Consider the following 25,162-nt stretch of genomic DNA (forward strand, 5'->3'; position numbering starts at 1 on the left):
ATGAGTCAGTCGACAGAACATATCGAAAACACTAGAACCGCGATCAAACCTCCTAACCCGCGATTCAAAAATTGGAGATTAGTATATCGAAAGCTAAAAAAGAATAAATCAGCTATGGTTGGCGGTTTTCTAATTTTATTCCTTATAATTGTCGCAATAATCGGTCCATACTTCACACCATATCAACCCGATACACAAGATATGCTGAATAAGCTCCAACCCCCATCAGGAGATAATTGGCTGGGAACGGATAACTTTGGTCGTGATATTTTTAGCCGTATTATTCACGGAACAAACCTAACATTAATTGTCGGATTTTTCTCTGTTCTACTCGGTGGTGCAGTCGGAGTCCTTATTGGAATTTTCGCTGGATATTATGGTGGAAGAACGGACAGCATCCTTATGAGATTAATGGACATCTTACTTGCTTTTCCTAGTATTTTACTTGCACTTGCAATCGTAACCGTGCTTGGAGGAAGCCTGCAAAATGTTATTATCGCGGTTGCTATCTCATCTGTACCTGTATTCGCCAGGATTGTTCGTGGTTCTACTTTATCTGTTAAGAAGCTCGAATATATTGATGCGATGAGAGCTTTAGGAGCTAGTGATGCTCGGATTATTTTTAAACACATTTTTCCAAATATTACTTCACCAATTATCGTGCAAGCTACTCTTAATATAGCTACTGCTATTTTATCTGCTAGTGGATTGTCTTTCTTGGGACTTGGTGCTCAGCCACCTACACCTGAATGGGGAGCTATGCTAAGTGACGGGCGTAACTATTTATACAATGCTCCACATGTTGCTCTTTTCCCTGGGCTTGCCATTGTGCTTGTAGTTCTGGCATTCAATATGCTTGGTGATGGTTTAAGAGACGCATTCGATCCGAAGACAAAAGAGTAGAAAGAGGTGAAAGATCTTGTTTAAGTTTATTATCCGAAGAATTATTCAAACTATTCCCGTTTTAATCGGGGTTTCAATTCTAGTATTTAGTATGATGCACTTAGTACCAGGGGATCCTGCTCAAATTATGGCAGGTGAAAGCGCACCAAAGGAACAGGTTGAAAATATTAGAGAAAGATTGGGTCTAAATGATCCATTACCGGTTCAGTATTTTAATTATGTAAAGGATGCTGTTCAAGGTGATCTTGGAAACTCCATGCGTAGTGGACGAGATGTAACAGCTGAAATTGGAGCACGATTTTGGGTTACGGTAGAACTTGCGATTTACAGTACAGTTGTTGCCGTATTTATCGGGCTTATCGTCGGTGTCATATCAGCTACGAAGCGATACTCTCTAGCTGATACATCTCTTATGATTCTTGCACTTTTTGGACTATCCATGCCGAACTTCTGGCTCGGACTTATGCTTATCCAATGGTTTGCCATCGGTATTGATCTTCCTAGCTGGGTTCCATTCTTTAGTGACACTAGTTGGTTTAAGCCATCTGGTTGGGGAAGCTTCGCACAGGTCGTACTACCAGTTCTAACTCTGGGTACGGGTAGCGCAGCCATTATTGCAAGAATGACACGTTCGAGTATGCTCGATGTAATTGACCAAGACTATATTCGTACTGCAAGAGCAAAAGGTGTTAAGGAACGAGTTGTTATTTATCGCCATGCACTTAAAAATGCATTGATACCTGTTGTTACCGTAGTTGGTCTTCAATTCGGAGGTCTGTTAGGTGGAGCTGTACTTACAGAGAGTGTATTTGCCGTAAACGGTATGGGAAAACTAATCATCGATTCTATTCGAGCACGTGACTTCCCAGTAGTCCAAGGAACCATCTTAGTCGTTGCTCTATTATTCATCTTCGTTAACTTAGCAGTTGACATTACGTATCGATATTTAAATAAACGAATTGATCTAGACTGATTGCTATCATTTGTTCAAATAGAACATTTTGAACATTCTATTGTCAGAAAGGAGCTTCTTATATGACAAGTGCACCAAATTCCTATGAGAATATATTGGAAATCAAAGATTTACAGACTTCCTTCTTCACTAAAGATTTAGAGGTTAAAGCAGTTGACGGTGTTTCTTTTGCAATCCCAAAAGGGAAGATTCTCGGTGTCGTTGGGGAGTCAGGATCAGGTAAAAGTATCACCTCCCTTTCCATTCTTCGCCTGCTTAAAGAGCCTGGAAAAATAGTTGGTGGTGAAATCAAGTTTAAAGGAGAAAACTTACTTGATAAAAGCGAAGCTAATATGCGCAAAATACGCGGTAATGAAATATCAATGATATTCCAGGAGCCAATGACTTCGTTAAATCCAACGTTTACAGTTGGCCAACAGATTAGTGAAGCTTATAAAATCCATCAAGGTTTAAATAAAAAACAAGCAAAACAGCGTTCCGTTGAAATGCTGAAATTAGTTGGAATTCCTTCCCCGGAAAAGCGTGTCAATCAGTATCCACACGAGCTTTCAGGGGGAATGAGACAGCGTGTTATGATTGCAATGGCGCTTGCCTGTAATCCAGAACTACTCATCGCTGATGAACCAACAACAGCACTTGATGTAACGATCCAAGCGCAAATTCTTGATTTAATTAAAGACTTGCAAGAACGACTCGGTATGGGTGTACTATTAATTACACATGACCTTGGTGTCGTAGCAGAAACATGTGATTATGTTGCTGTTATGTATTGCGGAAAGGTTGTTGAGTATACCGATACAAAAACATTATTCAAGGCTCCTAAGCATCCGTATACAGTTGGCTTAATGAAATCTATTCCACAGCATGACCAAGATATTGAAGGTGATTTAGCTGTAATAAGAGGATCTGTACCTAGCCCTGCGGAGATGCCTAAAGGCTGCCGTTTTGCTCCACGCTGTCCATTCGCGACAGAAATGTGCAGAGAAAAATTACCTGACCTCGTCACAGATGAGGAAGGGAACCAAATTCGTTGCTGGATCTATTCAGATGAATGGGATGGCGATCCGGAGGTGAATGTTCATGCAGAAACAGAAAGAACTACTGAAAGTTACTGATTTAAAACAATATTTCCCAATTAAAGGCGGGATTTTAGGACGTACCGTAAATCATGTAAAAGCTGTAGACGGTGTATCCTTTACAGTTTATGAAGGAGAAACATTAAGTATCGTAGGAGAATCAGGCTGCGGGAAATCTACAACAGGAAGAGCCATTTTACGCCTTGATGAACCAACATCTGGTGAAGTTGAATTCGATGGGAAAAATCTGCTTGCATACAACAAACGAGAAATGAATAAAAATCGTAAAAATATGCAGATCATTTTCCAAGATCCATACGCATCGATTAACCCGCGTCATACGGTACGCCAAATTCTGACAGAAGCGATGGAGATTCAAAACTCCGTACCAAAAAACGAACGGAATGATCGTGTAATTGAATTGATGGAAACGGTTGGTCTAGGACCACACCAAGCAGATAGACTCCCTCATGAATTCAGTGGTGGTCAACGTCAGCGGATCGGAATTGCTCGGGCTCTCTCCGTTAATCCACAGCTAATCATCGCAGATGAAGCTGTATCAGCGTTAGATGTTTCTATCCAAGCACAGGTTATTAATCTATTGAAAAAGCTGCAACGTGAATTCAAATTAACGTATCTATTTATCTCACATGATTTAGGGGTTGTACGACATATCTCAGATCGAATTATCGTAATGTACCTAGGGAAAATCGTTGAGATTGCTGATAAAAAATCACTATTTGATAATACAATGCATCCATATACTACGGCTTTGCTCTCTGCAATCCCTAGTACAGATATGGATAAGAAAAAAGAACGGATCATCTTAAAAGGTGATGTACCTTCACCAATTGATCCACCAAAAGGTTGCAGATTCCATACTCGTTGTCCATTTGCAACTGACCTATGTCGAACCGAAACACCAGAGCTTCGTAAAGCAGACGGAATGTTAGACGGACATATGGCAGCATGTCACTATATGGAAGACATTAAATCCGGGAAGCACCAACCTACTACAGTTTAATCAGTATCAAAAAAAGCGCTCATTATTGTAATGAGCGCTTTTTTTGATACCACTGTAACAGGTCACAGCTTCCAAATCCCTATCCTCTTCTAAGCCAAAGCGAAAAGCCCCTAAGATACTTAGCGGGCTTTTCGAATCGCTTATCAAACTCGGATAACTCCGTGAATGCAAAGCGTTTATTATTCTTGAATAGATACCTCATGTAATTGCAAGATTCCAGTTGGTAACTGTGTTAATCCTTGAACCTTATCACTAACACCTAACAAGAATTCTTGGTGATGAATATAAAGCATTGGTGCAAGATCAGTTAACTTTGTTTGAATTTCACTGTATAACTCAAGACGAGCGTCAGGCTCTGCCTCTTGACGAGCTTCTTCTAACAATGCATCTAACTCATCATCTTTTAAGAATGTACGGTTTCCAGGTTCTCCAACATTGTCAGAGTGGAACAATGGATATAATCCATAGTCTGCATCCCCTGTTACTGTTGACCAGCCAAGGATGAACATATCATGCTCGCCTTGTGCAGTCTGCTCAAGATATGCGCCCCACTCAAGGACTTCAATTTCTACTTTAATACCAAAATCAGCAAGCTGTGCTTGTAGGTTTGTTGCTGTATCCATACGTTCTGGACTATCATTTGTCCAAAGTGTTGTAGAGAATCCATCTTCATAGCCTGCTTCAGCTAAGAGTTCTCTAGCGCGATCTGGGTCATATTCAAGTCCTGGAGCATTTTCATCATATCCAAGTACTCCTGGTGCTAATGGCCCAACTGCTGGTACACCATTTCCATCATAAATACCTGTAATGATTTGCTCTTTATCAACAGCCAAGTTGATTGCTTGACGAACTAACGGATCATTAAATGGCTCTTTTTCCATATTAAATCCAATGTAAGATAAGCTCACACTTGCTTGTTTTGCTGGACTTGCACCGTCCATCCCTTCAATCTGAGCAACATCGTTCGGACTGATTGGGTCAGCAATATGTGATGTACCTGTTTCTAATTCAGCAACACGAGTTAAGCCTTCTCCAACAACTTTAAATGTTACAGAGTCAAGCAAAGCTTGCTCTCCCCAATAATCATCATTCTTAACGAGTGTAATTTGTGTTCCTGGTTGCCATTCTTCAAATTTAAAGAATCCTGTACCATATGGTTTTTCGTTAATAACACTTCCTGGATCCTCTCCAGCTTCTATAGCAGCGTAGTCTTCTTCAATGACAGCTGGTGAAATGATACCTCCACCGTTATGTGCTAAGTGAGCTGGCAGTGGTGAGAATGGGTATTCTGTTGTAAAGCGAATTGTATAGTCATCTACTACTTCAATATCTGTAATCATTTCATATAGAAATAGACGTGGCGATGCAACTTCTGGATCTAATATACGTTCAATACTTGCCTTAACTGCTTCTGCGTTAAAGTCTGTACCATCGTGGAATTTTACACCTTCACGTAATTTAAATTCCCATACTGTATCTTCAACTTGTTCCCAGCTTTCAGCTAGGCTTGGTTGTACTTCCATATTTTCGTCCTGTTTTGTTAATGATTCAAAGATATTCGCTTGAACGTTACTTGAAGGAGTATCGTTTGAACCAGCTGGATCTAAGGATACAGCATCCGATAGAGTTGCAATCATTAGATCTTGTTCTCCTGCAGGAGCAGCATCTTCTGTACCTTCATCTGTTCCTTCATTAGCGGAATCATTTTCATCTGGCTCACTTGCACATGCTACTAGAACACTAAGCAGCAGTCCAAAAACCAACAATAATAATGACTTTTTAGACAATTTCATGTATTTAACCCCCTGTTTCTTTGTAATAGCTTTGTAAATATATGTAAATATATTTTAACATAAAGCTATCTTCCAATATATTACCCTATTATTCTAAAATTTACAATGATATATGAAAAAATTTCATTATAATTTGATAATTTTTATAGTTATTACGTTCTAGTTACATATACACGTTAAGTTTTATACATCTATCAATTGTTAACGTTTTCAGTAGGACGTTAGTATAGTTTTCGTCCAGAATACATGTTTAAAAAATATGGAGAAAACAGACGAACAATTAAAGCTCTTGTCAAATATCTTGTCTTCTTGCAAATTAACGAGTCTTCTTGACAATATTATGAAAATTCAATATGATATAACTTAAACTAATACTGCTGTAATTATAGTAAGGTGGAAGAAAGTAATGAATTTATTCGAATTAAAAAAAGCTTTACTTTCTATATCTCCTATCAACCTTGATAAAATATCAATTGTTGTTCACAGCACAGAAGGTACTATTCAATTTAATGCAAATACGCCAAGAAAAGCTGCGAGTGTTGTTAAGCTATTTATTCTTGCTGAGGTATTGCAGCAGATTGAAGCTGGTCGCATCCAAAGGGAACAACTCATTTCTATTAAACCTGAGGCGATGGTAGAAGGTGCAGGTGTCATTAACTATTTAACAAAACACAACACGTATAGTTACCAGAATCTATTGGAGCTTATGATTATCGTTTCCGATAACACTGCTTCCAACATATTACTTGATATGATCGGTATCGACCGTATCAATCATTCTATTAAAAAGCTCGGCTGTCAGGATACAATAATTAAACGTAAATTTATGGATCAAGAAGCACAAGCAAGCGGCAACGAGAATATTACTACTGCAGCAGATATCGTTCACTTACTTAAGCTTTTTTCCAGCGATAACGGTCCCTATAGCAAAAATTTGCGGCAAGAAGTTCGAAGGTTACTTAAAAATCAGCAATTCAACAATAAATTAGCAGCATATCAAATGAATAATTGTAAGCTGAATATTTATCATAAAACCGGAGAATTGCCTGGAGTAGAGCATGATGTAGCGATTATGGAATCAACTGGAAGGAAGTTAGAGGTTGCTGTATTAACAGAGGGATGGGAAAATAATGGTATAGCACAACATTTCATAGCAGAAGTCGGTAGGTATTTAATGAACTATGTAACGAATGGGTCATTATCTAAAAAACAGTAAGGAACGGAGTGTACGACATGAAAGTTAAAATTGCAGTTTTTGGAATTGAAGAAACGATAAAGCGTGTACATACACTAGCAAAACATGATGAAAATTTGGATATCCTTCCGTTTATATACACACATTCAAGTGAAACCCCCGAATTAATTGAAAGGGCTTTCATGTGTGATATTTATTTATTTACGGAAGCAACATCCTATTTGTATGCCAGAGAAAAAATAAAAAAGAAACGATTGCCAGCTGTACAGGTTGCTTTTGATGAGTATATGATACTCACCTCTTTCTATCGTTTAAGAAACGATTACAATCAAGAACTCGATCGTATTTCCATCGATGTACTTAACGGACAGCATGTTGAGGAGGTCGCAAAAGAACTTAGCTTTGATAATAAACAGATTTATCATTATAGCTATGGGGCAGATGAATCCACTGATATTCAACAAATTACAAGATTTCATCAAAAACTCTGGGATGAAGGTAAAATTGATTATGTACTTACATCAAGCAAAGAAGTAGAGGTACAACTAAGAGAAGCTGATATTCCAGGCAGTTGCATGATTATACCAGAGATAAATTTATTACATGCCATTCAATCTGCAAAATCCCTTACCGAACTGAACCAACACAAGAGTGCTCTTCTCGTAGCTGGATATATCCGCATGAAAAATCAAGATCAACATGAGGAACAAGAATTGAAAGCGTTAACTACCAAAATGCAAAGTCTTTTGGTTCGATTTGCTGAACGAACCGATTCACTGCTCACGATAAAAGACGATCATCAATTTGTGGTAGTAGGAACCAAAAAGTTGATTGATCATTTACAAAATCATTATCGAGATTTCCCTCTTCTTCGTGAGTTTGAAGCAGAGTTGAATATCCCAATCGACATTGGATTTGGTCTCGGTCTATCAGCAAGTGAAGCTGAAGCGCATGCACGTTTAGCATTAGAAAAATGTAAAAATGAAAATCATAGCCTCTGTTATATTGTCAATGAAAGAAAGGATACAATTGGTCCGATTGGCATTCGCAGAGATATCGATACATCTCAATTATTTCATGCCTTGATTCATAAAGCTCGATTGAACAATGAACTTTCCTATAATTTCATTGATTTTATAACGGATAGAAATAATGAACCTTTCTCTTCAAACGACATTGCTGCGTATTATAAAGTTACAAAACGCAGTGCTGAAAGAACTGTCAATAAGCTGCTATCTGGTAATGTCATAAAAGTATCTGGAGAAGAACGTCCTTATTTAAAAGGAAGGCCACGAAAATTATTTTCACTTAATAATTAATGATTGCAGCAGGGTTAGCATTGTTAAGCTCTGCTGCAGCTTTATCCCTCTATTTCGTACCCATTATTATCCATTAGATATTGCATTGCCTTTTCGAAATCCTCCTCTTCTACTTGGGCCTCAAGTAAATGTGTTACTTGCCCTTCATTCTCTTCACTATTATGATTTTTTAAGCCAATTGTGCCAATCGCTCCCTGAGATTGTCCTGTCGGAGTAAATGGTATATAAGTTACTTTTTCATCCGTATCTGGAAGCTTATCCACGATAACATGACGAACTTTCAGCGTTTGGAGGGTTGCTTTTGCCGATTCTGCATCATTCTCTGAGTCGAAATATGCGAGAATTTTTCGTGACATAGACTTGTACATCCTTTCGTAAGTTTATCTATATCGTTCCCTGATTTACAACAAAGCAAACATATTCCGAGACCTCGCCCAAACAAAATAAGGCAGTAGGGAAAGTTATGTGATTTCCCCACTGCCACCAATCACCTATAAGCTTAACAACTGGCGAATATCATCCTCACTCAAGCTAGAAAGCATTGTTTCTCCAGGCTGAATAACTTGGTCAATCAGCTCACGCTTTTTCTGCTGCAAATCATAAATTTTTTCCTCGATCGTTCCTTCTGTTACAAGACGAATGACTTGCACGACATTTTTTTGACCAAATCGGTGTGCACGTCCGGTTGCTTGATCCTCTACAGCAGGATTCCACCATAAGTCGTATAAAATGACCGTATCAGCTCCAGTCAAGTTTAACCCTGTCCCACCAGCTTTCAGAGAAATAAGGAAAATACTATTCTCGCCATTATTAAATCGTTCACTCATCTCAACGCGATCTTTTGCAGGGGTTTGCCCATGAAGATAAAAATAGCCAAACCCTTCTTTTTCTAGTCGTTCTTTAATAATCTCATGCATGCTTGTAAATTGGGAAAAAATCAGCATACGTTTTCCACTTTCAATCGCTGTTTTCACGGTATCCATCAATTGTTCCAGCTTCCCAGAGTAGCCTTCATAATTTTCAATGAATAACGAAGGGTGACAGCAAAGCTGACGAAGACGGGTTAATCCAGCAAGAATTTTCATCCTGTTTTGTTGGAAAGCACTTTCCTTCATTGATTGTGCTGCTTCCTGCTGTACCTGTCTTAGATAACCGACATATAAATCCTTTTGTTCCTTTGTCAGCTCCGAGACATGAACAGATTCAATCTTATCTGGCAGCTCTTTCAGCACATCCTTTTTCAGTCTTCGCAATATAAATGGCCGTGTAATCATTGCAATTTTTTCGTTCGATAACTGCTTAAAACTCCGTTGATTTGGCATAAGTCCTGGCAAAACAACTTGGAAAATAGCCCATAGCTCATCGATTGAATTCTCAATCGGTGTTCCACTTAACGCAAATCGACGTGCAGCTTTTATTTCCCGAATGGCTTGTGAGGTTTTCGTTGCATAGTTTTTAATATATTGCGCTTCATCCAAGATCATGGATTGAAATGAAAATTCCCGATAAATTTCAATGTCTTGCCTTAACGTTGCATAGGAAGTAATCCAAACATCGGTACCTGTTGAAGCCTCAATCAATTGTTGTCGTTCCTCAGGGCTTCCTGTAAGTACAACGACAGACAAATGTGGAGCAAATTTCTCAAATTCATTCTTCCAGTTATAAACGACCGAGGAAGGAGCTATAATCAGATTTGGTTCAACACCTTTCTGCTCTTTCTCTGACGCGATATACGCAATGCTTTGTAAGGTTTTTCCAAGTCCCATATCGTCTGCTAAGATTCCACCGAGGTGATAGTTGCTCAAGGACTTAAACCACCTGAAACCAGTCATCTGATAATTTCTTAAAGACGCTTGCAGCTGTTCTGGCAGCTCGTATACTTGTTCTTCTGGAGACTTCAACTGATGCAGCAAATGTCGAAAGGATGGATCGTAGTTCTTTTTCGTATCGATTAGCTCATCTAGCTGTGTTCCTCGGTATACCGGCATCTGGACGTGCCCATTCAGCAAGTCATTTTTATGAATTTGCATCTCGTCAAATAAACGTTTTATAGAAGTAAATTCTTCTCCTTCTAGTGACAGTAATTCACCACTTCCTAAACGATAATAGCGTTTTTTCTCGATTACTGCATTTAAAATTTGGTTGATTTCGGAATCATTAACCCCATTAATATCAAAGCCAATTTCTAATAGGTTCGATGTACCTTCTAGACGTACACTCGTACTCGGACTGAGTTCGTTTTCAATAATCATTCCTCGAATTTCTGATGTAAAAAACAGTTCCACTTCTTTATCTAATCGTGGCAGGATATAATACAGAAAGTCATACAGCTCTTCCTCATCCGCTTCAATATAGAGCTCTTTCCCATTATAATGGAAGTTAGCTTGCTCAATCAGCTGCATAATTTGCTGTTCCTTTTCCACCTCACGAATAATAAGTCGATCATTATCCTTTCGCCCATTAAATGGATCAATCAACTGATCACCATAATGGTATTCCAACTTTCCAATAATCCAATCGCCTTTTACTTCCAAATACAATTTTGCACGTAAAGGTACTTGAATTATCTCTTCTGTGATTGACTCTGATACCTCTACCCCACCAATCTTTTTTAATGATGGAAGTACTTCTGATAAAAAGACGTCAGCTTGTTCCTTTGGAATCGGTAATTGTAATTCGTCCATGCCGAACTTTGTAACTTCTTCAAGAACCTGTACCTGGTCTTTCGTTGGATAATAAAAGACCCCTTCATGGAATATCATTTCATAATAAGGAAAATACATTGCATCTGTTGCGTCTGACATCTTCATTAGCAGGTCATTTTGATTACTTTTCGTTAGTGAAAAGCGAAACGGCAGCGTATCCTTCTCCACTCCGATATGCTGAAAGCTTTTCTGCTGTGTTTCTACTGTGAAATCTCTTTCCGAAAGCTTTTCAAGCAGCTCCTTTGCTGTAAGTGGGGGAATTGCAATATAGCGTTTATCACCACTATTACCTTCGTAATGAAATCTGCTATATCCCTGATACATTTCCTCATTCCGTTTAATCGCAAAGAGCATTTCAAATAGCTCCAAATCCTTTTGCAGAAAATAATGCGTATCAGGATGGAAGATGAATTTTTTTGTAAAGTAGTATTCGTTTCCTTGTAATATGTTAACGAGAAATTGGTAAGCATCTTTAACAACATAGCAATGTTTCTCGCCTGTTCGTAATTCGATTTGTAATTGTTGGTCGAATCCCCAGCTGCAATGGTATTCTACATGCATCGGTAGTTTATTTGGTAAAATCTCTGGCTGTGCATTTTGCTGTGGCAGCGTACGTAATGCCTGTATAAACTTATTTGTCAGCTGATAGTTTGGCTTGGATGGAGCATTTGGAATAGCCTGCTCCTTATTCGCAATTTGCATTAAGGTAGCTGCAATATGTTTACACGTGCCAAAGGTTTCAAAAGCAGGACAATCGCAATACGTATCAATCGATCCATTTGTATAATCCTTCATATTGATTTCTACAAAGTAATCCTCTGAACCATGAACTGTGGCCGTCCAAACTTGGTAATTGATATCATATAAAAGATCGCTCACTTTATTTTGTTTATAATAATCTTTTCCGCGCTTATAAATGGTTGACGGAAATAATTTTTGGATATTAATATCACTTATTTTTTTCAAAATATGAGTAACCTACCTTCTATAGGATGTTCAAAAAATCCAGTATAAAATTTCTTTAGGTTTATTGTAAACGAGGGAGCTGTAATTGTGAAATTATCCTAATCAATCTACGCAGAACCTGGCATTCAACAGACCTCAAAGTAAATATTACGCATAGAAGTACTCTATGGCGTACAATCGGGCGTGTTTTCTTAAACCCGTCTTTTTGCTTTCATATATAAGTAAATGTATAACAGCATGGACAGCAGTACCGATACAGCTGAAGCGATGTAAATGGATCCATAACCTAAGAAATATGCAAACTGACCAAAGGCAATGGCTCCAATCCCGATTCCTAAATCAAAAAAAGAATAGAAGGTTGCATTCGCCATTCCTTTTCGGTGATTAGGTGCCTTTTCAACTGACCAGGCTTGCAATGCTGGCTGCACGCTGCCAAATCCTAGACCATATAATCCAGCAGCAATCAGTAAAGCGGTCGTACTAGGGAGCCATGCTAACAAGAGCATTGCTATAAATATAAGTATTGTCCCTGGTAAAAATACATATAGATGCCCTTTTCGATCATAGATTTGTCCTGAAAACGTCCGAGATATCATTAAAAAGATAGCATAGACAAGAAAATAAAGTTGAATTCCCTCTACGTTTTGTTCAATCGCATAAATTGGAAGAAATGTCGCGATTCCCCCAAATGTCGCGGTAATAAAAAATAATAAGACGGATGGCTGTAGTGCTGTTTTTTCAAAAATATCAAACGCAACTGTAGCGGTTTTATGCTCAGATTGGTCAACTTTTTTATAATGTATACGGGAAGCAATAATAAACGCGATGAATCCAAGTGCAGCGCAAATAAGAAAAAGCTCTGAAAAGGAGATAATCCCTACTAACGTTAATCCGAGAGCTGGACCGAATGCAAGTGCCAGGTTACCGGATAATCCAAAATAACCCATCCCTTCCCCTCGACGATCAGGTGGGATTATATCGGTCGCAATCGTTCCTCCGGCCGTTGTTGATAGTCCCCAGCCAATTCCTTGTACGACTCGGATGACAAACAACAGCACAATACTGGCAATAAAAGCATAAGCACCAACAGATAGAACGAAGATTGCTAATCCAATCATGTAGACAAATCCTCTTCCTTTTGATTCGAGGGCATGACCTGCATACGGGCGAAAAATCAATGCAGAAAATGTAAAAATCCCTACAACTATTCCGACTAACTGATCACTGCCACCTAACTCTTTTACAAATAACGGGAGCGTTGGAAGTGTCATTTGAAAGCCTAAAAACACAAAAAAGTTCGCTGCACAAATAAACACAAAATCACGTGTCCATATTCTCTCACGAGTTTCTGCTGATTTTATATTAAATTTCGGACGCATAAACGCCTTCCTTTCTTCTTTGCTAACATTCTATTATACAGGAGTCCATATAAAATTAACATGTAAACAATTCGAGTTACGAAGTTTTTCATGAGACAAGATCCTTGTGCTTGCTAGCTAAAAGACTTTAATGGCCTGCATTCATATAAAACCAGGGAAATAGCTGTTTATATATGGATGTTGAAATAAAACCAGAGTAAGCTAAAAAGTAAAATGGCCCCAGCCATCAACTGCAGATGATTGGAACCATTTTTTTTACTTATCATGGTCAGTTACAACCCGACCTCTTTCATTTCTAATATCTATCCCTAACGCATTAAGAGACTAATTTCAAGCCAACTGCTGCTCCTAGAACCATTGCTATAAATAATATTCGTCTCCAGTCTTTTGACTCCCCGTACAAGATCATGCTAAGTATTGCACCGCCCGAAGCACCGATTCCTGTCCATACGGCATAGGCAGTCCCCATCGGCAATGTTTCCATTGCATAAGAAAGGAATATAAAACTTGCCCCAAATCCGCCAAATAATAAGGCAAGGGCTTGCCAACTTCGGTCTTGATGTAATTTATTAATCATTGCGACCCCAAACATTTCAAATAATCCTGCTAAAACTAAAGCTCCCCATGCCATTAAGAAGCCTCCCCTTCCTGAACCTTTTCATCCGTGACTAATTTCAAGCCAATCACACCTGCTAATAAGAGTAAAATTAGAAGTATTTTGCTCCATTCAAACGGTTCTCCAAAGAATAGTATTTCAGAGAACACGGTACCGGCCGTCCCGAGTCCAACAAATACGGCATAAACCGTTCCAACGGGCAACTTTCGTCCAGCCATTATCATTAAATAAAAACTAACAAAAATAGCAATTGCTGTACCGACCCATGTCCAAAAATCATATGCATGCTTCAACCCAATCACCCAAAACACTTCAAAGAAAGCTGCAATAAAAACCTTCACCCAGTTCGAATTCATTAAAACAGCACCTCCACCTTTATTTTTGCTAAGAAAACCGCCCTTCATCAAAAATGGCAACTACTGTGGTTAACATGTACGCTTATTCTGTCCAAAAAAAACAAAAGAAGCCTAAGAGCGACTGTTAATACAGTTTCTCCCAGGCTTTTATCCTTCCGTGACACAGTTTACTACTGTGGGTTTTCTCTCGGACCAGACTAGCGGTTGCTACGGAACCCTAGAAAACCTTTTTCCTATGCAATTACTTTCGATTATACACAAAATCGGACCAAATTCAAGGGTTTACTTACTCTCCAATCACGCCACATGCGATACGATCTCCCGCATCACCAGCAGGTTGGGACGTGTAGTCATCTGCTTCAGAGTGAATGACCAATGCTGTTCCTTCCTCTGTGTATAATGTATTTTCACCATCTTTGTCCAATGTAAGCATATCAGCCGTTACTTCAGCTGTTACTGTACCATCATCAGCCACTTCAATATTTTCTAAATCACCTGCATGCGGACCATCTGTATGGTCAAATCCATGCTCAGCATCTGCCGGATTATAATGGGAACCTGCAGATTCGAAATCCGGGGGCTCACATTGTCCAACCTCATGAATATGGAAGCCCTTTGTTCCGGGTGGTAAGTTTTCCCCTTCTAATTTGATGTCTACTCCCGTATCCGCAGGAGTTAGCGTTGCTGTTCCAACTACCTCACCTTCTGCGTTTTTTAAGGAAACCAAGACCTCTTCCTCCGCCGTTGCATTTGGATCTTCTGCACCATTTTCATTGGTCGCATCGTCCTCAGCAGGTGCATCATTTTCATTTCCTGTATCTGTCTCATCCTCCGTATTTCCACAAGCCGTTAGTACTGCAGCTAAGATTAATGCGAAAGCGATTATTGCCCAACGTTTCATTATGTCCTCTCCTTTTTTAAGGTTATATTACTAATGTTTCACAATCTGAGAGGTAGTTAAACATATTTGGGCAAGAATCCTATATTTGTACTAGCTAAGTTTAGATACGAAAATCGAAAGTCCTATTGTTGAGATTGGTATGAGTTTCGTAAAGGGATTCTATTTTGAAATAGCGATTGTTTGTTAGTGGAAGTGGATTGGGTTTGGCCTGATGGTTCAAGTTCAATATGATGGTTATTTTCTGAGATGGCTGGATTTATTTCAATTAAAAAAAATAAAACGCCTTACAAGGGTGGCTCCCTTGTAAGGCGTTTTTTTCACTTTTAAGATGCAACAGCAACTTCTTTGTCTACTTTATGCTTTTTGCTTTGGATTGTTTGTTTCAAGTATGGTAGAATCCATCTATCTAAACCATATCTGCCTGCATTATAACCAGCAGCCAGAAGGAATACAGTGATTACTACCATTTGTGCATTGGTGCTTACTGTTCCACTGAAAAGGAACGCAAAGTTCATTGTAATTCCCATTAAAGCTGCAAAGTTTGTAAAAATTCCTAGGATAAGTGCGATACCTACTAACAGCTCTCCCCACATAACCGCGTACGTAAACAATTCAGCCTGTGGCAATGCGACAGCTTCAAGAAATGTTCCCCACCACGCTTGAACAGTTGCTCCTTCACCAGTAGAGTTTGCAATTGCTCCTTGAATAAATCCACTTGCATCAAACTGTCCACCAGTAATTTTTCCATAACCTGCTGTCATCCATTGGTAACCAATATAAATTCTTAAGAAAGTCCAAATACCTGCAGCTACTTTACTGTTACGAATAAAATTCATAATCATTCCATCCATCTCCTTTTATATTCTTATTTTGATTTGTTTGCTTGTTCATCATTTCACAATATATTGTAAAGGTGTTTCCTTACTACACTTATATCATAACAGAATTTTTCAAGATGAAAACAAGTTTGTGAATGTGTTCACAATTCAGAAACAAAGTTGTGACTAAATTGTGAACGAGGTTGGTTTCTATAGCTATTCAGATTGAAGAAATCCAGATATCCCCATACTAATGCTTTAGCCAGGCTATTCCCACCTTCTCTTTTAACTAGAATTATTATTGACAGAAATGTTTCTAGGTCATATACTGTTCATATAGATATACACAGTATAACAGTTAGGAGGTATTTGTTATGAAAGAATGGAAACAAGCTTTCTGGTTAGCTGGGATTGAATGGAAGAATTTTGTACGTCATGCTGTTATTTCCTACACACTTTATTTCCTATATATCGTAATTATATTTGCTTTCCTTCCCATCTTAGAGGGGGGTACAACAGTTGTAGGGGATATTTTGTTCATTATATTCTTTCTTCTTTTCCCAGTTTGGATGAAACCAAAAGAAACCAATATACAAAAAATCAGCGGAGAGATCTGGGCATCTCCTTCCTTTATTATGCTTCAACAGCTGCCAATCAGAAAAAATGTCATTGTGAAGAGCCGATTTATCTTTCACTCTTTTTATTCTTTTCCGTTTCAGCTCACCTTACTACTATGCTTGTACATACTGACACCGGAAGTCCGAAACATGGGGTTTAGTGCCTATCTTGCTTTCGTTATTATATGGCTAGCAATTAGTATATATATTGGATTCGTCTTACCTACAAGTGATGGAGGAGATATTATCAATTGGAAAACATTATTAGGATCTAGTCTCTTTTTTATACTTCTTGGAGCAGCAATCTTAACGCTCTTTCACGCAGTGTTAGATGTAGGTTTTGTGGAATGGACGATTCGAATTGCGCAAGAACTTCCGCTCCTATCAGCTATTGTATCCATCCTCCTTGCTGCATGTGGTTTCTTTTATTGGCCACGTTCATTGAAAAAAACGATGGAAAAGCTTGATTATCTTTAAGCTAATGTTTTTTAGAAAGGGGTGTGTGCTTTGCAGCTGCCGATTCATCTTTCCAACGAATCACGTGAACCTATATACCATCAGATCGAACATCAGTTAAAGGCATTAATCGCTAGTGGGCATATTCAAGCAGGTACAGCACTTCCATCTATTCGGGGACTTGCAAAGGATCTTGAAATAAGTGTGATTACGATTCGACGTGCCTATCAAAATTTAGAATATCAAGGATTTATTGAAACGAAGCAAGGAAAAGGGACATTTGTATGTGACATTGAGGACGCCTTGAAACAGCAAGTCAAGATAAACTCTGTCTATGAAACAATTGAAAGATCTATAGAAACAGCAATGAGTTATAACTATACGATTGAGCAGATTGAAGAAATCTTCCATAACATTCTCATGAGCTATAAGAAGGGAGAGTAAACGTTGAAACCTTTTGTAGAGATAACCCAGGTAAAAAAGAAAATAGATAATTTTCATCTTGGACCAATCAATTTAACAATTGAACCCGGAACAATTACCTCACTTGTTGGCAATAATGGCTCTGGAAAAAGTACATTAATGAAGCTGATGATGAATCTAGCAAACACTGACAGTGGCAGTATTAATTTATTTAATCAAAATGTTTCTGGTGATGAAGAGCAATGGAAATCATTTGTTTCCTACCAATCACAAAAAATGATCGGATGGGACGCTTTTACTGGAGAGAATTTAAAATGTTTTATTGCCCCACTTTACGAACATTGGGATGAACAGCTTTTCCAAAGAATTGTTGAACATTTTGCTATTCCTTTGAATCAACGCTTTTCCAAACTTTCTCAAGGGTCACAGCAGAAACTCACACTTGCACTGACCATCCCAAGGAATACTCCTTTATTACTTTTGGATGAACCGACGGCATACCTTGATATTCCAGCGAAAACTCACCTTATGGACATTTTAGTAGAATGGATGGACCAAGGTGAACGCTCCATTATAATTGCAAGTCATCAAATTGAAGATATTAAGAAACTTTCTGACTATCTATTCGTATTACGTAATGGGGAGATGATAGGGAACTTTGAAAAAGAAGCACTTACAGAGCGCTACAAGCGTTATTGGTTACGCAGCGAACTAACTGAATCATCTATTCCTGGTGAAGTTTTTCGGGACCGTGTTCAAGTGGTATCCAATCATCCAAAAGAAACGGAACACTATTTACAAGAAAAAGGTTTACAATGGACGAACCAATCTTCACTTGATTTGGAAGAGATTATTACGTTGCTACTGTCACCCACTAGATAAAGGAAGGTGTAATCGATGACTTTAGCTATTATCCAAGTATTTGTCATACAGGTTATCCTACCCGTCGCTTTTATTTTATCTTTATGGAAAACAAAATATCCAACCCGCCTTGATTGGATCATCCAGTTACTATTTACCGTTGTATTTATTACATGGCTATTTCTTTCAGGGCGATGGGATTGGGTAGGAATATACCTGAAGTTTGTATGGGTGCTTTTATTAATTCCTGCTATTTATCTGTCTTGGAAAAATACCAAATCACTTCCGTTTCGTACGAAGCTTAACAGGAGCCAAAAATTTTCAAGAGGATTTAATATCGTATTATTACTTATTTTTGGTCTATATACGACTTCTAGTGTGAGTGGTTATTCCACAGAGGATGAACCCATCGAGCTTGCTTTTCCATTAAAGGACGGGTCTTATTATATTGCACATGGTGGCAGCGCGACACAGATAAACTATCACAATGCCTATGAGCCCCAACAGTATGCGCTTGATATTGTGAAGTTAAATCAATTTCGTACAAGAGCAAACGGAATCTATCCTAAAGAACTTGATAAATACGAAATTTTCGGTGATATAGTTTACAGTGCTTGCAGTGGAAGCGTAGTAGAAACGAGAAATAATTCACCAGATTTAATACCACCAGAATCAAACCCTGATCAACCAGAAGGAAATTATGTTGCCATTGCATGTGATGGGACTGATGCTATATTGTATATCGTCCATCTACTTGAAGGCAGTATCACAGTGGAAGCAGGTGAACAACTTACAGTAGGTAATCCAATCGGGCAAATTGGTAATTCCGGCAATACATCTGAACCTCATCTCCACATCCATGCCGAAAAAGATGGGATAGGTGTTCCACTTAAATTTGACGAGGAGTTTTTAGTCCGAAATGATGTAGTTAAAAAAGAAAGGGTGAATAAATAACAATGGAAACAATGTTATCAGTAAAGAACTTAGGAAAGGCTTTTAAAGACAAGCAAATTATTAAAGATATTAGTTTCGATGTTCGTAAAGGTGAAATCATGGCAATTCTTGGACCAAACGGAGCTGGGAAGTCAACTACAATCCGCAATATTATGGGGATTATGTATCCAGATGCTGGGACGATTGACTTTCAGAATAGCAATGGGAAAGATATTCCTCGCAATAAAATCGGCTATTTACCAGAGGAACGCGGGCTTTATAAAAATGTCAACGTGATGGATATTCTGCTTTATTTAGCTGAGCTAAAAGACTACCCATTAGACAAGGCAAAAGAGCGCGCACTGAGCTATTTGAAAAAATTTGACCTAGAAGGTAAGGATAAGGTTTCTGTTGAAGAACTTTCCAAAGGGATGGGGCAAAAGGTGCAGTTTATCGCATCTGTTATTCATGAACCAGAGCTGCTCATATTGGATGAACCATTTTCCGGACTCGATCCTGTAAGTCAAGAGCTGTTCAAGCAGGAAATTCGCAGCCTGGCGGAAAAAGGAACTGCAATCTTACTATCATCCCATCAAATGAATCTTGTAGAAGAAATGGCGGATCGTCTCTTTATGATTCACCGAGGACAGAAGGTGATTTATGGAACAATGGATGACGTAAAAACCCAATATGCCAATTTTAAATGTACCATTCACGGGAAAAATGCTTACGATGACTTAATCCGTATACTTGGTGTGCAGCGTGTTGAGCAAGAGGATGACAAATCAATTCTCTATTTAGCAAGTGACATCCACCCTGCCAGCTGGCTGAAGCAGTTACCAGAACAGCTCGTCATACAAGAACTAACAATCGACCGGATATCGCTTCATGAAATATTTATTGATATCGCAACAGATAAGAATCTATTACAGGAAGCAGGTGAACTTCATGCGTAATACGATGAAAGTAGCGAAGTGGGAAATTAAACGAAATATGAAAAATAAGACCTTTCTAATCGGGCTATTCTTAACGCCAATCCTGATTCTTGCCTTTGGATTTATCGGCAGCTTGTTTGGTGGATCAGATGATGCGGAACCTAGTTCTACAACGGTATATGTTCATGACCAAACAGGTATTTATCCAGCATTAGAGGAAACGATCAATCAAAGTGACTTGAATTGGGAAATGGAGCAAACAGATATTGATGAAGCAGATGTGGAATCAATCTTAGAAGCTAGCGAAAATACAGCATTCCTATTTATTAATGATCAAGCAATCGAGACGGGTGTCGTTCCTGTTTATACAAGTGATGAGATTGACCAGTTCTTTATCAATCAAGTACAAGTATTAACAACACCGCTGCAAGCATTAAAAATTGAACAGTTTGGTTTAACAGAAGAAGAAACAGCAAGTCTGCTGCAAGGAATCACTTTTGAAGAAATAACAATGGAAGATGCAGCGGCAAGTGAAGAGGATGCAGAAGAAGCAGAAGCTGGACTTGGCGCTGATCCGATGGAGCGTATGGTGCCTGGTATATTTGCTGGAATTATTATGTTTTCTGTTATTATGACGGGTATGGCAACCTTCCAAAGTGCATCACAGGAGAAGAAGGATAAAATTGCTGAAATCATTCTATCTTCTCTAACGCCATCTGATCTAATGCAAGGGAAAATCGTCGGCTATTTTGTTTTGGGCATCATTCAAGTAGTAGTTTTCTTCGTTGTTCTATTGCCATTCGCAGTTTGGAAATTAGATATTCCAATTATCGAATATTTACTCGTTCCGGAAACCCTTCTACTTGTTTTCATTGCTATTTTAAGCTATTTGATGTTTGCATCCATCTTTGTTGGAATCGGTGCGACGATGTCTGATATTTCAACTGCCGGGAACTTCCAGGGCTTCGTAATGATGCTGCCATTCGCACCACTTGTTATTATGGGACCTGTTCTGAGTGATCCAAGTGGTATCGTTGCGCAAGTTGGTACGTACATTCCGTTTACTGCACCAGGCGTGCTGGTTATGCGTCTATCTACACTTGAACAATGGCCATGGATTGAGATTATTATCTCCCTCATTGTCATTATGGCAAGTGTCTGGATCTTTATGAAGCTTGCTGGAAAAATCTTTAAAGTAGGTATTTTAATGTATGGAAAAAATGCTACGCCAGGTGAGATTTTGAAATGGCTTCGTGCTTAATTTTCTTGGAGGCAGCCATGCAAGTGGCTGCCTCTTCCAATACTTCCCGATTAATATGCTAAAGCTAAAACATTCCTCCCATGTTATAATAGTAAAGCATTTATAACGTTTTAACGAAGGAGTGCGAGTAAGAATTGCAAGAAGAAGTAAAATCAAATAAAAAAATCGGTATACCATTAGTCGTATCGATTATAGCCATATCCTTTTCTGCCATTTTTGTAAAATGGTCTGATGCACCCGCTACGATTTCAAGTATGTATCGTATGTGGTTTGCATCTATTTTATTGCTTCCATTTGTATGGAAAAGAAGAAAAGAGTTTCTGCTTATTTCCAAACGAGACATTTTTCTATTAATGTTTTCAGGACTGTTTTTAGCATTACATTTTGCTCTATGGTTTGGATCGTTACAGCTTACCACTGTGGCAAGCTCTACTATTATCCTTACCTTGCAGCCGATTGTTGCTTTGATTGGTGGATTCCTTATTTACAAAGAACGAACCTCCATCCCCGCATTACTAACAGTAGGAATTGCTGTGATTGGTGCAGTCATGGTTGGCTGGGGTGATTTTGGCTTAAGCAGGGAAGCAGTGCTTGGAGATATCCTGTCATTCTTAAGTGTCATTGCTGTGGTTGGTTATCTATTAATCGGGCAAAATGTAGTTAGAAAGCTTTCACATTGGATTTATAGTTTTTGTGTATTCCTTTTTGCTTCGATTACACTGACAATCTATAATCTCATTGCTGGAATTTCGCTTAGTGGGTATGAGTCACGTGAATGGGGGATTTTTCTATTGCTAGCTGTTATCCCAACTATTTCACATGTTATCAACAACTGGCTGCTAAACTTTGTTAATACAACAACCATTTCCATGAGTATTCTAGGTGAACCTGTTGGAGCCACTGCATTAGCTGTCCTGTTATTGGGCGAACGTGTTAACGGCATGCAAGTTGCTGGAGGCGCAGTTGTATTAATCGGTGTATTTTTCTTTTTAATCCAACAGAAAAAACGTATTCCTGTATAAAACAGCCCCTCTCTTCCTATCGTTCAGAAATATGTCGTTCTTTTTAAATGTAAAATATACTATAATAGACTTAACAGAATGTAGTATTTTTCTTATGAATAAAGGGGGCATTATTCATGTTAATCGCAATTATCGCTTTTTGTGTAAGTCTTTCCGTAAGCCTTATTATCGCAAGTGAGGTTTGGGACTGATTATTATATCAAGTCAGATGAATGTTTTTTTGCTTAAAAGTTATGTAGCGGGCTTCGTGGTGAAGCTCGCTTTTTTCATTGCCAAGATGTTTCCAGATATCTTCTGTAAAACTAACATCTTATTAACAGTTGACTCATATACTTTGAATGACGTTAGAAAACTCGGCATTCACTTAAGGGTTCATTGAAATCCTTATCCATTGGAATGTTGCACTTATGCAGATAGCTTTTACCTTCAAGGAGGATGTGTAATGGAGATAATCGTCTTTCACGGTTCAACCCGTGTTCATGGAAATACAGAATTCTTGGCATACCAAGCTGTCCCAAAGGAAAAAGGAACCCATATTTATTTACGTGATTATACAGTCAATTCTATTATCGATCAACGCCATGATGCCAAAGGCTTTGACCCAAACGCGGATAATCATCAGTGGCTCATTGACCAGATGCTAGCTCATGAAATTATCGTGTTCGCTACCCCAATATACTGGTATAGTATGTCCGGGCCGATGAAAACGTTTATTGACCGCTGGTCGCAAATATTAAGAGATCCTGCATACCCACATTTTCGAGAAGCGTTATCAAAGAAAAAGGTTTACCTTATTGCGGTTGGCGGCGACACACCGACAATAAAAGGACTTCCACTTGTCCAGCAATTTAATTACATTTGTCAGTTTTATAAAATGTCATTTGAAGGTTATGTAATCGGAAAGGCAAGTAAGCCCGGAGAAATTCTCCAGGATAAACCCGCATTAAAGGCAGCATCATTACTTATAAAAGAGGAAGCACGTTGAACAGTTTCAACGTGCTTTTTTATTTGGCAATACGTATATTTTCTAGTAATTATGGTCAGGCTAATTATTAATTCTACGTACCTAGTAATCAATTAAAGATTAGGTAGTTACTCTCCCTTTACACAAAATCTAGTAAGATATATTTTCGAATTCTAGTTATTTAGCATGGTTTTTGCTGAAAAATGTTTAAATTTCCCTTGTTAAGGAAAGTATTAACTATTATTATTAATCTATGGAAAATTATTTTCGACAAAAGGAGGAGCAAATGAAGTATTTACGACAATTATTCATCGGCATTGGCTTTCTGTTATTGGGATCACTTCTTGTCCCCAGTTTAACACATGCTAATGAAGGTCAATCCTATGAGGTTTACTCTTCGGTATTAAATGTTCGAGGTGAACCTACTTCTGATGGCGAAATCATTGGCGTGTTAAGTAAAGGGAATAAAGTAATGGCGTTTCAGGAGAAATACGGTTGGGTACAAACCTATTACGGTGGACATGTAGCTTGGGTTGCAAAGCACCATCTTATTCCAGTTTCCAATACTAGCCAAAGCAGTTCAGCTAATACACAATCGGTAACAACGACGGATTCGATCACTGTAACAGCAAATAGTGTTCGTTTACGTTCAGGTCCTGGTACGGATTACAATGTTATAGGCTCGTCATCAGCAGGAGATACATACAACATAGTTGAAACAAACGGCGATTGGCATCAAATTAAATTTTCAAATGGTTCCACAGGATGGATTGCCGCATGGTTAACGAACACTTCGTCAACTAGCGAACAATCATCCGAACCGATCAATACAAGCAATAACACGAATAATAACACACCTCAATCAGATTCATTAGAAGGCTATACTATCGTACTGGATCCTGGTCACGGTGGAAAAGATCCTGGAGCAATTGCGCTTAATGGGATTTATGAAAAGGATCTTGTTTCCGATACAGCAGTTAGAGTAGCAGATGAACTCCGTAATGCTGGGGCAACTGTTATTGTTACTCGTAATGGTGATTACTTCGTTTCACTCGATAATCGTGCAAGTATTAGTAATTCCTATCAAACAGATGCGTTTGTCAGCCTACATTATGATTCTTTCCCTACAATTGGGGTAAATGGGGTAACTACGTATTTTGGCAATGGTTCTGACCGGGGCTTGGCGCAAAATATCCAATCTTCGCTAGCGTCTACTGTAAGCTTAGATAATCGCGGTATCATGCAACGTGATTTCAGTGTACTTCGTGGTACAACAGCTCCATCTGTTTTAATTGAGCTTGGATTCATTTCAAATCCAAATGATCTAGCAATCGTTCAAACAGCAGCTTACCAGAATCAAGTTGCCACAGCGATTACAGATGGTTTAGTAGATTATTTCCATAGATAATGTATCCGTGCAAACTATTTTTTTAAACGATGGGAGCTGTTCTAGCAATAGGACAGCTCCCTTATGTAACAGATAGAACATTTAAATACGATATATTCGCTTTATGTATTATTCACCACTCTTTGGTTTAGGCTCTTTATCGTTTAACGGAGGTACTCCCTCTTCAATTGCCATCTCGATTGATGCAGGTTGTTGCCATAGGTCTGAAGCAAAAGAAAAAATTAATGCTAAGGAAAGCAATAAAAATACTTTCTTCAA

General features: G+C 38.5%; 24 protein-coding genes and 1 riboswitch. Of the genes, 15 read left to right on the forward strand and 9 right to left on the reverse strand.

What is annotated here, in order from left to right; translation table 11 throughout:
• The 4 genes from nikC to NST46_RS04215 all read left to right on the forward strand — a co-directional run bounded on the left by nikC (position 1) and on the right by NST46_RS04215 (position 3,976).
• A complete protein-coding gene (gene nikC / locus NST46_RS04200; protein ID WP_095307703.1) occupies positions 1–903 on the forward strand; it encodes a nickel transporter permease in 903 nt (300 codons plus the stop codon).
• 16 nt (positions 904–919) lie between these two features.
• Positions 920–1,876, forward strand: a complete 957-nt coding sequence (locus NST46_RS04205) for an ABC transporter permease (protein WP_095307702.1) — start codon at positions 920–922, stop codon at positions 1,874–1,876.
• 62 nt (positions 1,877–1,938) lie between these two features.
• Positions 1,939–2,991, forward strand: coding sequence for an ABC transporter ATP-binding protein (locus NST46_RS04210; RefSeq protein ID WP_095307701.1), 1,053 nt, complete (start codon positions 1,939–1,941; stop codon positions 2,989–2,991).
• Positions 2,957–3,976: an ABC transporter ATP-binding protein gene (locus NST46_RS04215; RefSeq protein WP_095307700.1), complete on the forward strand. Its 1,020-nt coding sequence runs from the start codon at positions 2,957–2,959 to the stop codon at positions 3,974–3,976. The genes NST46_RS04210 and NST46_RS04215 overlap by 35 nt, the downstream gene beginning before the upstream one ends.
• A gap of 179 nt (positions 3,977–4,155) precedes the next feature.
• Here NST46_RS04215 and NST46_RS04220 read toward each other — a convergent pair whose 3' ends face one another.
• The gene (locus tag NST46_RS04220; RefSeq protein ID WP_095307699.1) at positions 4,156–5,769 is read right to left on the reverse strand and encodes a glutathione ABC transporter substrate-binding protein; all 1,614 of its coding nucleotides are present in this window, start codon (positions 5,767–5,769) and stop codon (positions 4,156–4,158) included.
• A gap of 406 nt (positions 5,770–6,175) precedes the next feature.
• Between NST46_RS04220 and NST46_RS04225 the strand changes: the two genes are divergently transcribed.
• Both NST46_RS04225 and NST46_RS04230 read left to right on the forward strand, forming a co-directional pair.
• A complete protein-coding gene (locus NST46_RS04225; protein ID WP_118888470.1) occupies positions 6,176–6,985 on the forward strand; it encodes a serine hydrolase in 810 nt (269 codons plus the stop codon).
• A 17-nt stretch (positions 6,986–7,002) separates the two neighbouring features.
• On the forward strand, positions 7,003–8,283 hold the full coding sequence (locus NST46_RS04230; RefSeq protein ID WP_095307696.1) for a hypothetical protein: 1,281 nt from the start codon (positions 7,003–7,005) through the stop codon (positions 8,281–8,283).
• A 41-nt stretch (positions 8,284–8,324) separates the two neighbouring features.
• On the opposite strand, the gene NST46_RS04235 is transcribed toward NST46_RS04230, so the two are convergent.
• The 7 genes from NST46_RS04235 to NST46_RS04265 all read right to left on the reverse strand — a co-directional run bounded on the left by NST46_RS04235 (position 8,325) and on the right by NST46_RS04265 (position 16,048).
• Positions 8,325–8,639 carry a hypothetical protein gene (locus NST46_RS04235; protein ID WP_095307695.1) on the reverse strand — a complete coding sequence of 105 codons (315 nt, stop codon included), beginning with the start codon at positions 8,637–8,639 and terminating at the stop codon, positions 8,325–8,327.
• A gap of 135 nt (positions 8,640–8,774) precedes the next feature.
• Complete coding sequence (locus tag NST46_RS04240; protein ID WP_341136810.1) at positions 8,775–11,954, reverse strand: DEAD/DEAH box helicase; 3,180 nt, start codon at positions 11,952–11,954, stop codon at positions 8,775–8,777.
• Positions 11,955–12,145: 191 nt separating this feature from the next.
• Complete coding sequence (locus tag NST46_RS04245; protein ID WP_095307693.1) at positions 12,146–13,333, reverse strand: MFS transporter; 1,188 nt, start codon at positions 13,331–13,333, stop codon at positions 12,146–12,148.
• A 316-nt stretch (positions 13,334–13,649) separates the two neighbouring features.
• Complete coding sequence (locus NST46_RS04250) at positions 13,650–13,964, reverse strand: DMT family transporter (RefSeq protein WP_341136811.1); 315 nt, start codon at positions 13,962–13,964, stop codon at positions 13,650–13,652.
• Positions 13,964–14,305 (reverse strand): DMT family transporter, encoded by a 342-nt coding sequence (locus NST46_RS04255; RefSeq protein WP_095307726.1) that lies wholly within the window; start codon positions 14,303–14,305, stop codon positions 13,964–13,966. Before NST46_RS04255 ends, NST46_RS04250 begins: the two co-directional genes overlap by 1 nt.
• Before the next feature lie 134 nt (positions 14,306–14,439).
• Positions 14,440–14,537: riboswitch (guanidine-I (ykkC/yxkD leader) on the reverse strand.
• Between the two features lie 54 nt (positions 14,538–14,591).
• Positions 14,592–15,206: a superoxide dismutase family protein gene (locus NST46_RS04260; RefSeq protein WP_095307691.1), complete on the reverse strand. Its 615-nt coding sequence runs from the start codon at positions 15,204–15,206 to the stop codon at positions 14,592–14,594.
• Between the two features lie 323 nt (positions 15,207–15,529).
• Entirely contained in the window at positions 15,530–16,048 is a 519-nt protein-coding gene (locus tag NST46_RS04265; RefSeq protein ID WP_095307690.1) for a DoxX family protein, read from the reverse strand.
• A 350-nt stretch (positions 16,049–16,398) separates the two neighbouring features.
• On the opposite strand from NST46_RS04265, the gene NST46_RS04270 reads away from it, so the two are divergent.
• From NST46_RS04270 to NST46_RS04310, 9 genes are all read left to right on the forward strand, one after another.
• Positions 16,399–17,118 carry a hypothetical protein gene (locus NST46_RS04270; protein ID WP_341136812.1) on the forward strand — a complete coding sequence of 240 codons (720 nt, stop codon included), beginning with the start codon at positions 16,399–16,401 and terminating at the stop codon, positions 17,116–17,118.
• 30 nt (positions 17,119–17,148) lie between these two features.
• Positions 17,149–17,541, forward strand: coding sequence for a GntR family transcriptional regulator (locus NST46_RS04275; protein ID WP_095307687.1), 393 nt, complete (start codon positions 17,149–17,151; stop codon positions 17,539–17,541).
• Between the two features lie 3 nt (positions 17,542–17,544).
• Complete coding sequence (locus tag NST46_RS04280; protein ID WP_095307686.1) at positions 17,545–18,402, forward strand: ATP-binding cassette domain-containing protein; 858 nt, start codon at positions 17,545–17,547, stop codon at positions 18,400–18,402.
• A gap of 15 nt (positions 18,403–18,417) precedes the next feature.
• A complete protein-coding gene (locus tag NST46_RS04285; protein ID WP_341136813.1) occupies positions 18,418–19,335 on the forward strand; it encodes a M23 family metallopeptidase in 918 nt (305 codons plus the stop codon).
• Positions 19,336–19,337: 2 nt separating this feature from the next.
• Positions 19,338–20,270, forward strand: coding sequence for an ABC transporter ATP-binding protein (locus tag NST46_RS04290; RefSeq protein ID WP_303448392.1), 933 nt, complete (start codon positions 19,338–19,340; stop codon positions 20,268–20,270).
• On the forward strand, positions 20,263–21,510 hold the full coding sequence (locus tag NST46_RS04295) for an ABC transporter permease (protein ID WP_303448393.1): 1,248 nt from the start codon (positions 20,263–20,265) through the stop codon (positions 21,508–21,510). Before NST46_RS04290 ends, NST46_RS04295 begins: the two co-directional genes overlap by 8 nt.
• A gap of 134 nt (positions 21,511–21,644) precedes the next feature.
• Entirely contained in the window at positions 21,645–22,532 is an 888-nt protein-coding gene (locus NST46_RS04300) for a DMT family transporter (RefSeq protein ID WP_095307681.1), read from the forward strand.
• A gap of 442 nt (positions 22,533–22,974) precedes the next feature.
• Positions 22,975–23,517, forward strand: a complete 543-nt coding sequence (locus tag NST46_RS04305) for a flavodoxin family protein (protein WP_095307680.1) — start codon at positions 22,975–22,977, stop codon at positions 23,515–23,517.
• Positions 23,518–23,782: 265 nt separating this feature from the next.
• Positions 23,783–24,904, forward strand: coding sequence for an N-acetylmuramoyl-L-alanine amidase (locus NST46_RS04310; protein WP_095307679.1), 1,122 nt, complete (start codon positions 23,783–23,785; stop codon positions 24,902–24,904).
• Positions 24,905–25,012: 108 nt separating this feature from the next.
• Here NST46_RS04310 and NST46_RS04315 read toward each other — a convergent pair whose 3' ends face one another.
• On the reverse strand, positions 25,013–25,162 hold the full coding sequence (locus tag NST46_RS04315) for a hypothetical protein (RefSeq protein WP_251660192.1): 150 nt from the start codon (positions 25,160–25,162) through the stop codon (positions 25,013–25,015).

The sequence above is a fragment of the Oceanobacillus sp. FSL W7-1309 genome (assembly GCF_038002145.1).
GTDB classification, from domain to species: Bacteria; Bacillota; Bacilli; order Bacillales; family Amphibacillaceae; genus Oceanobacillus; species Oceanobacillus profundus.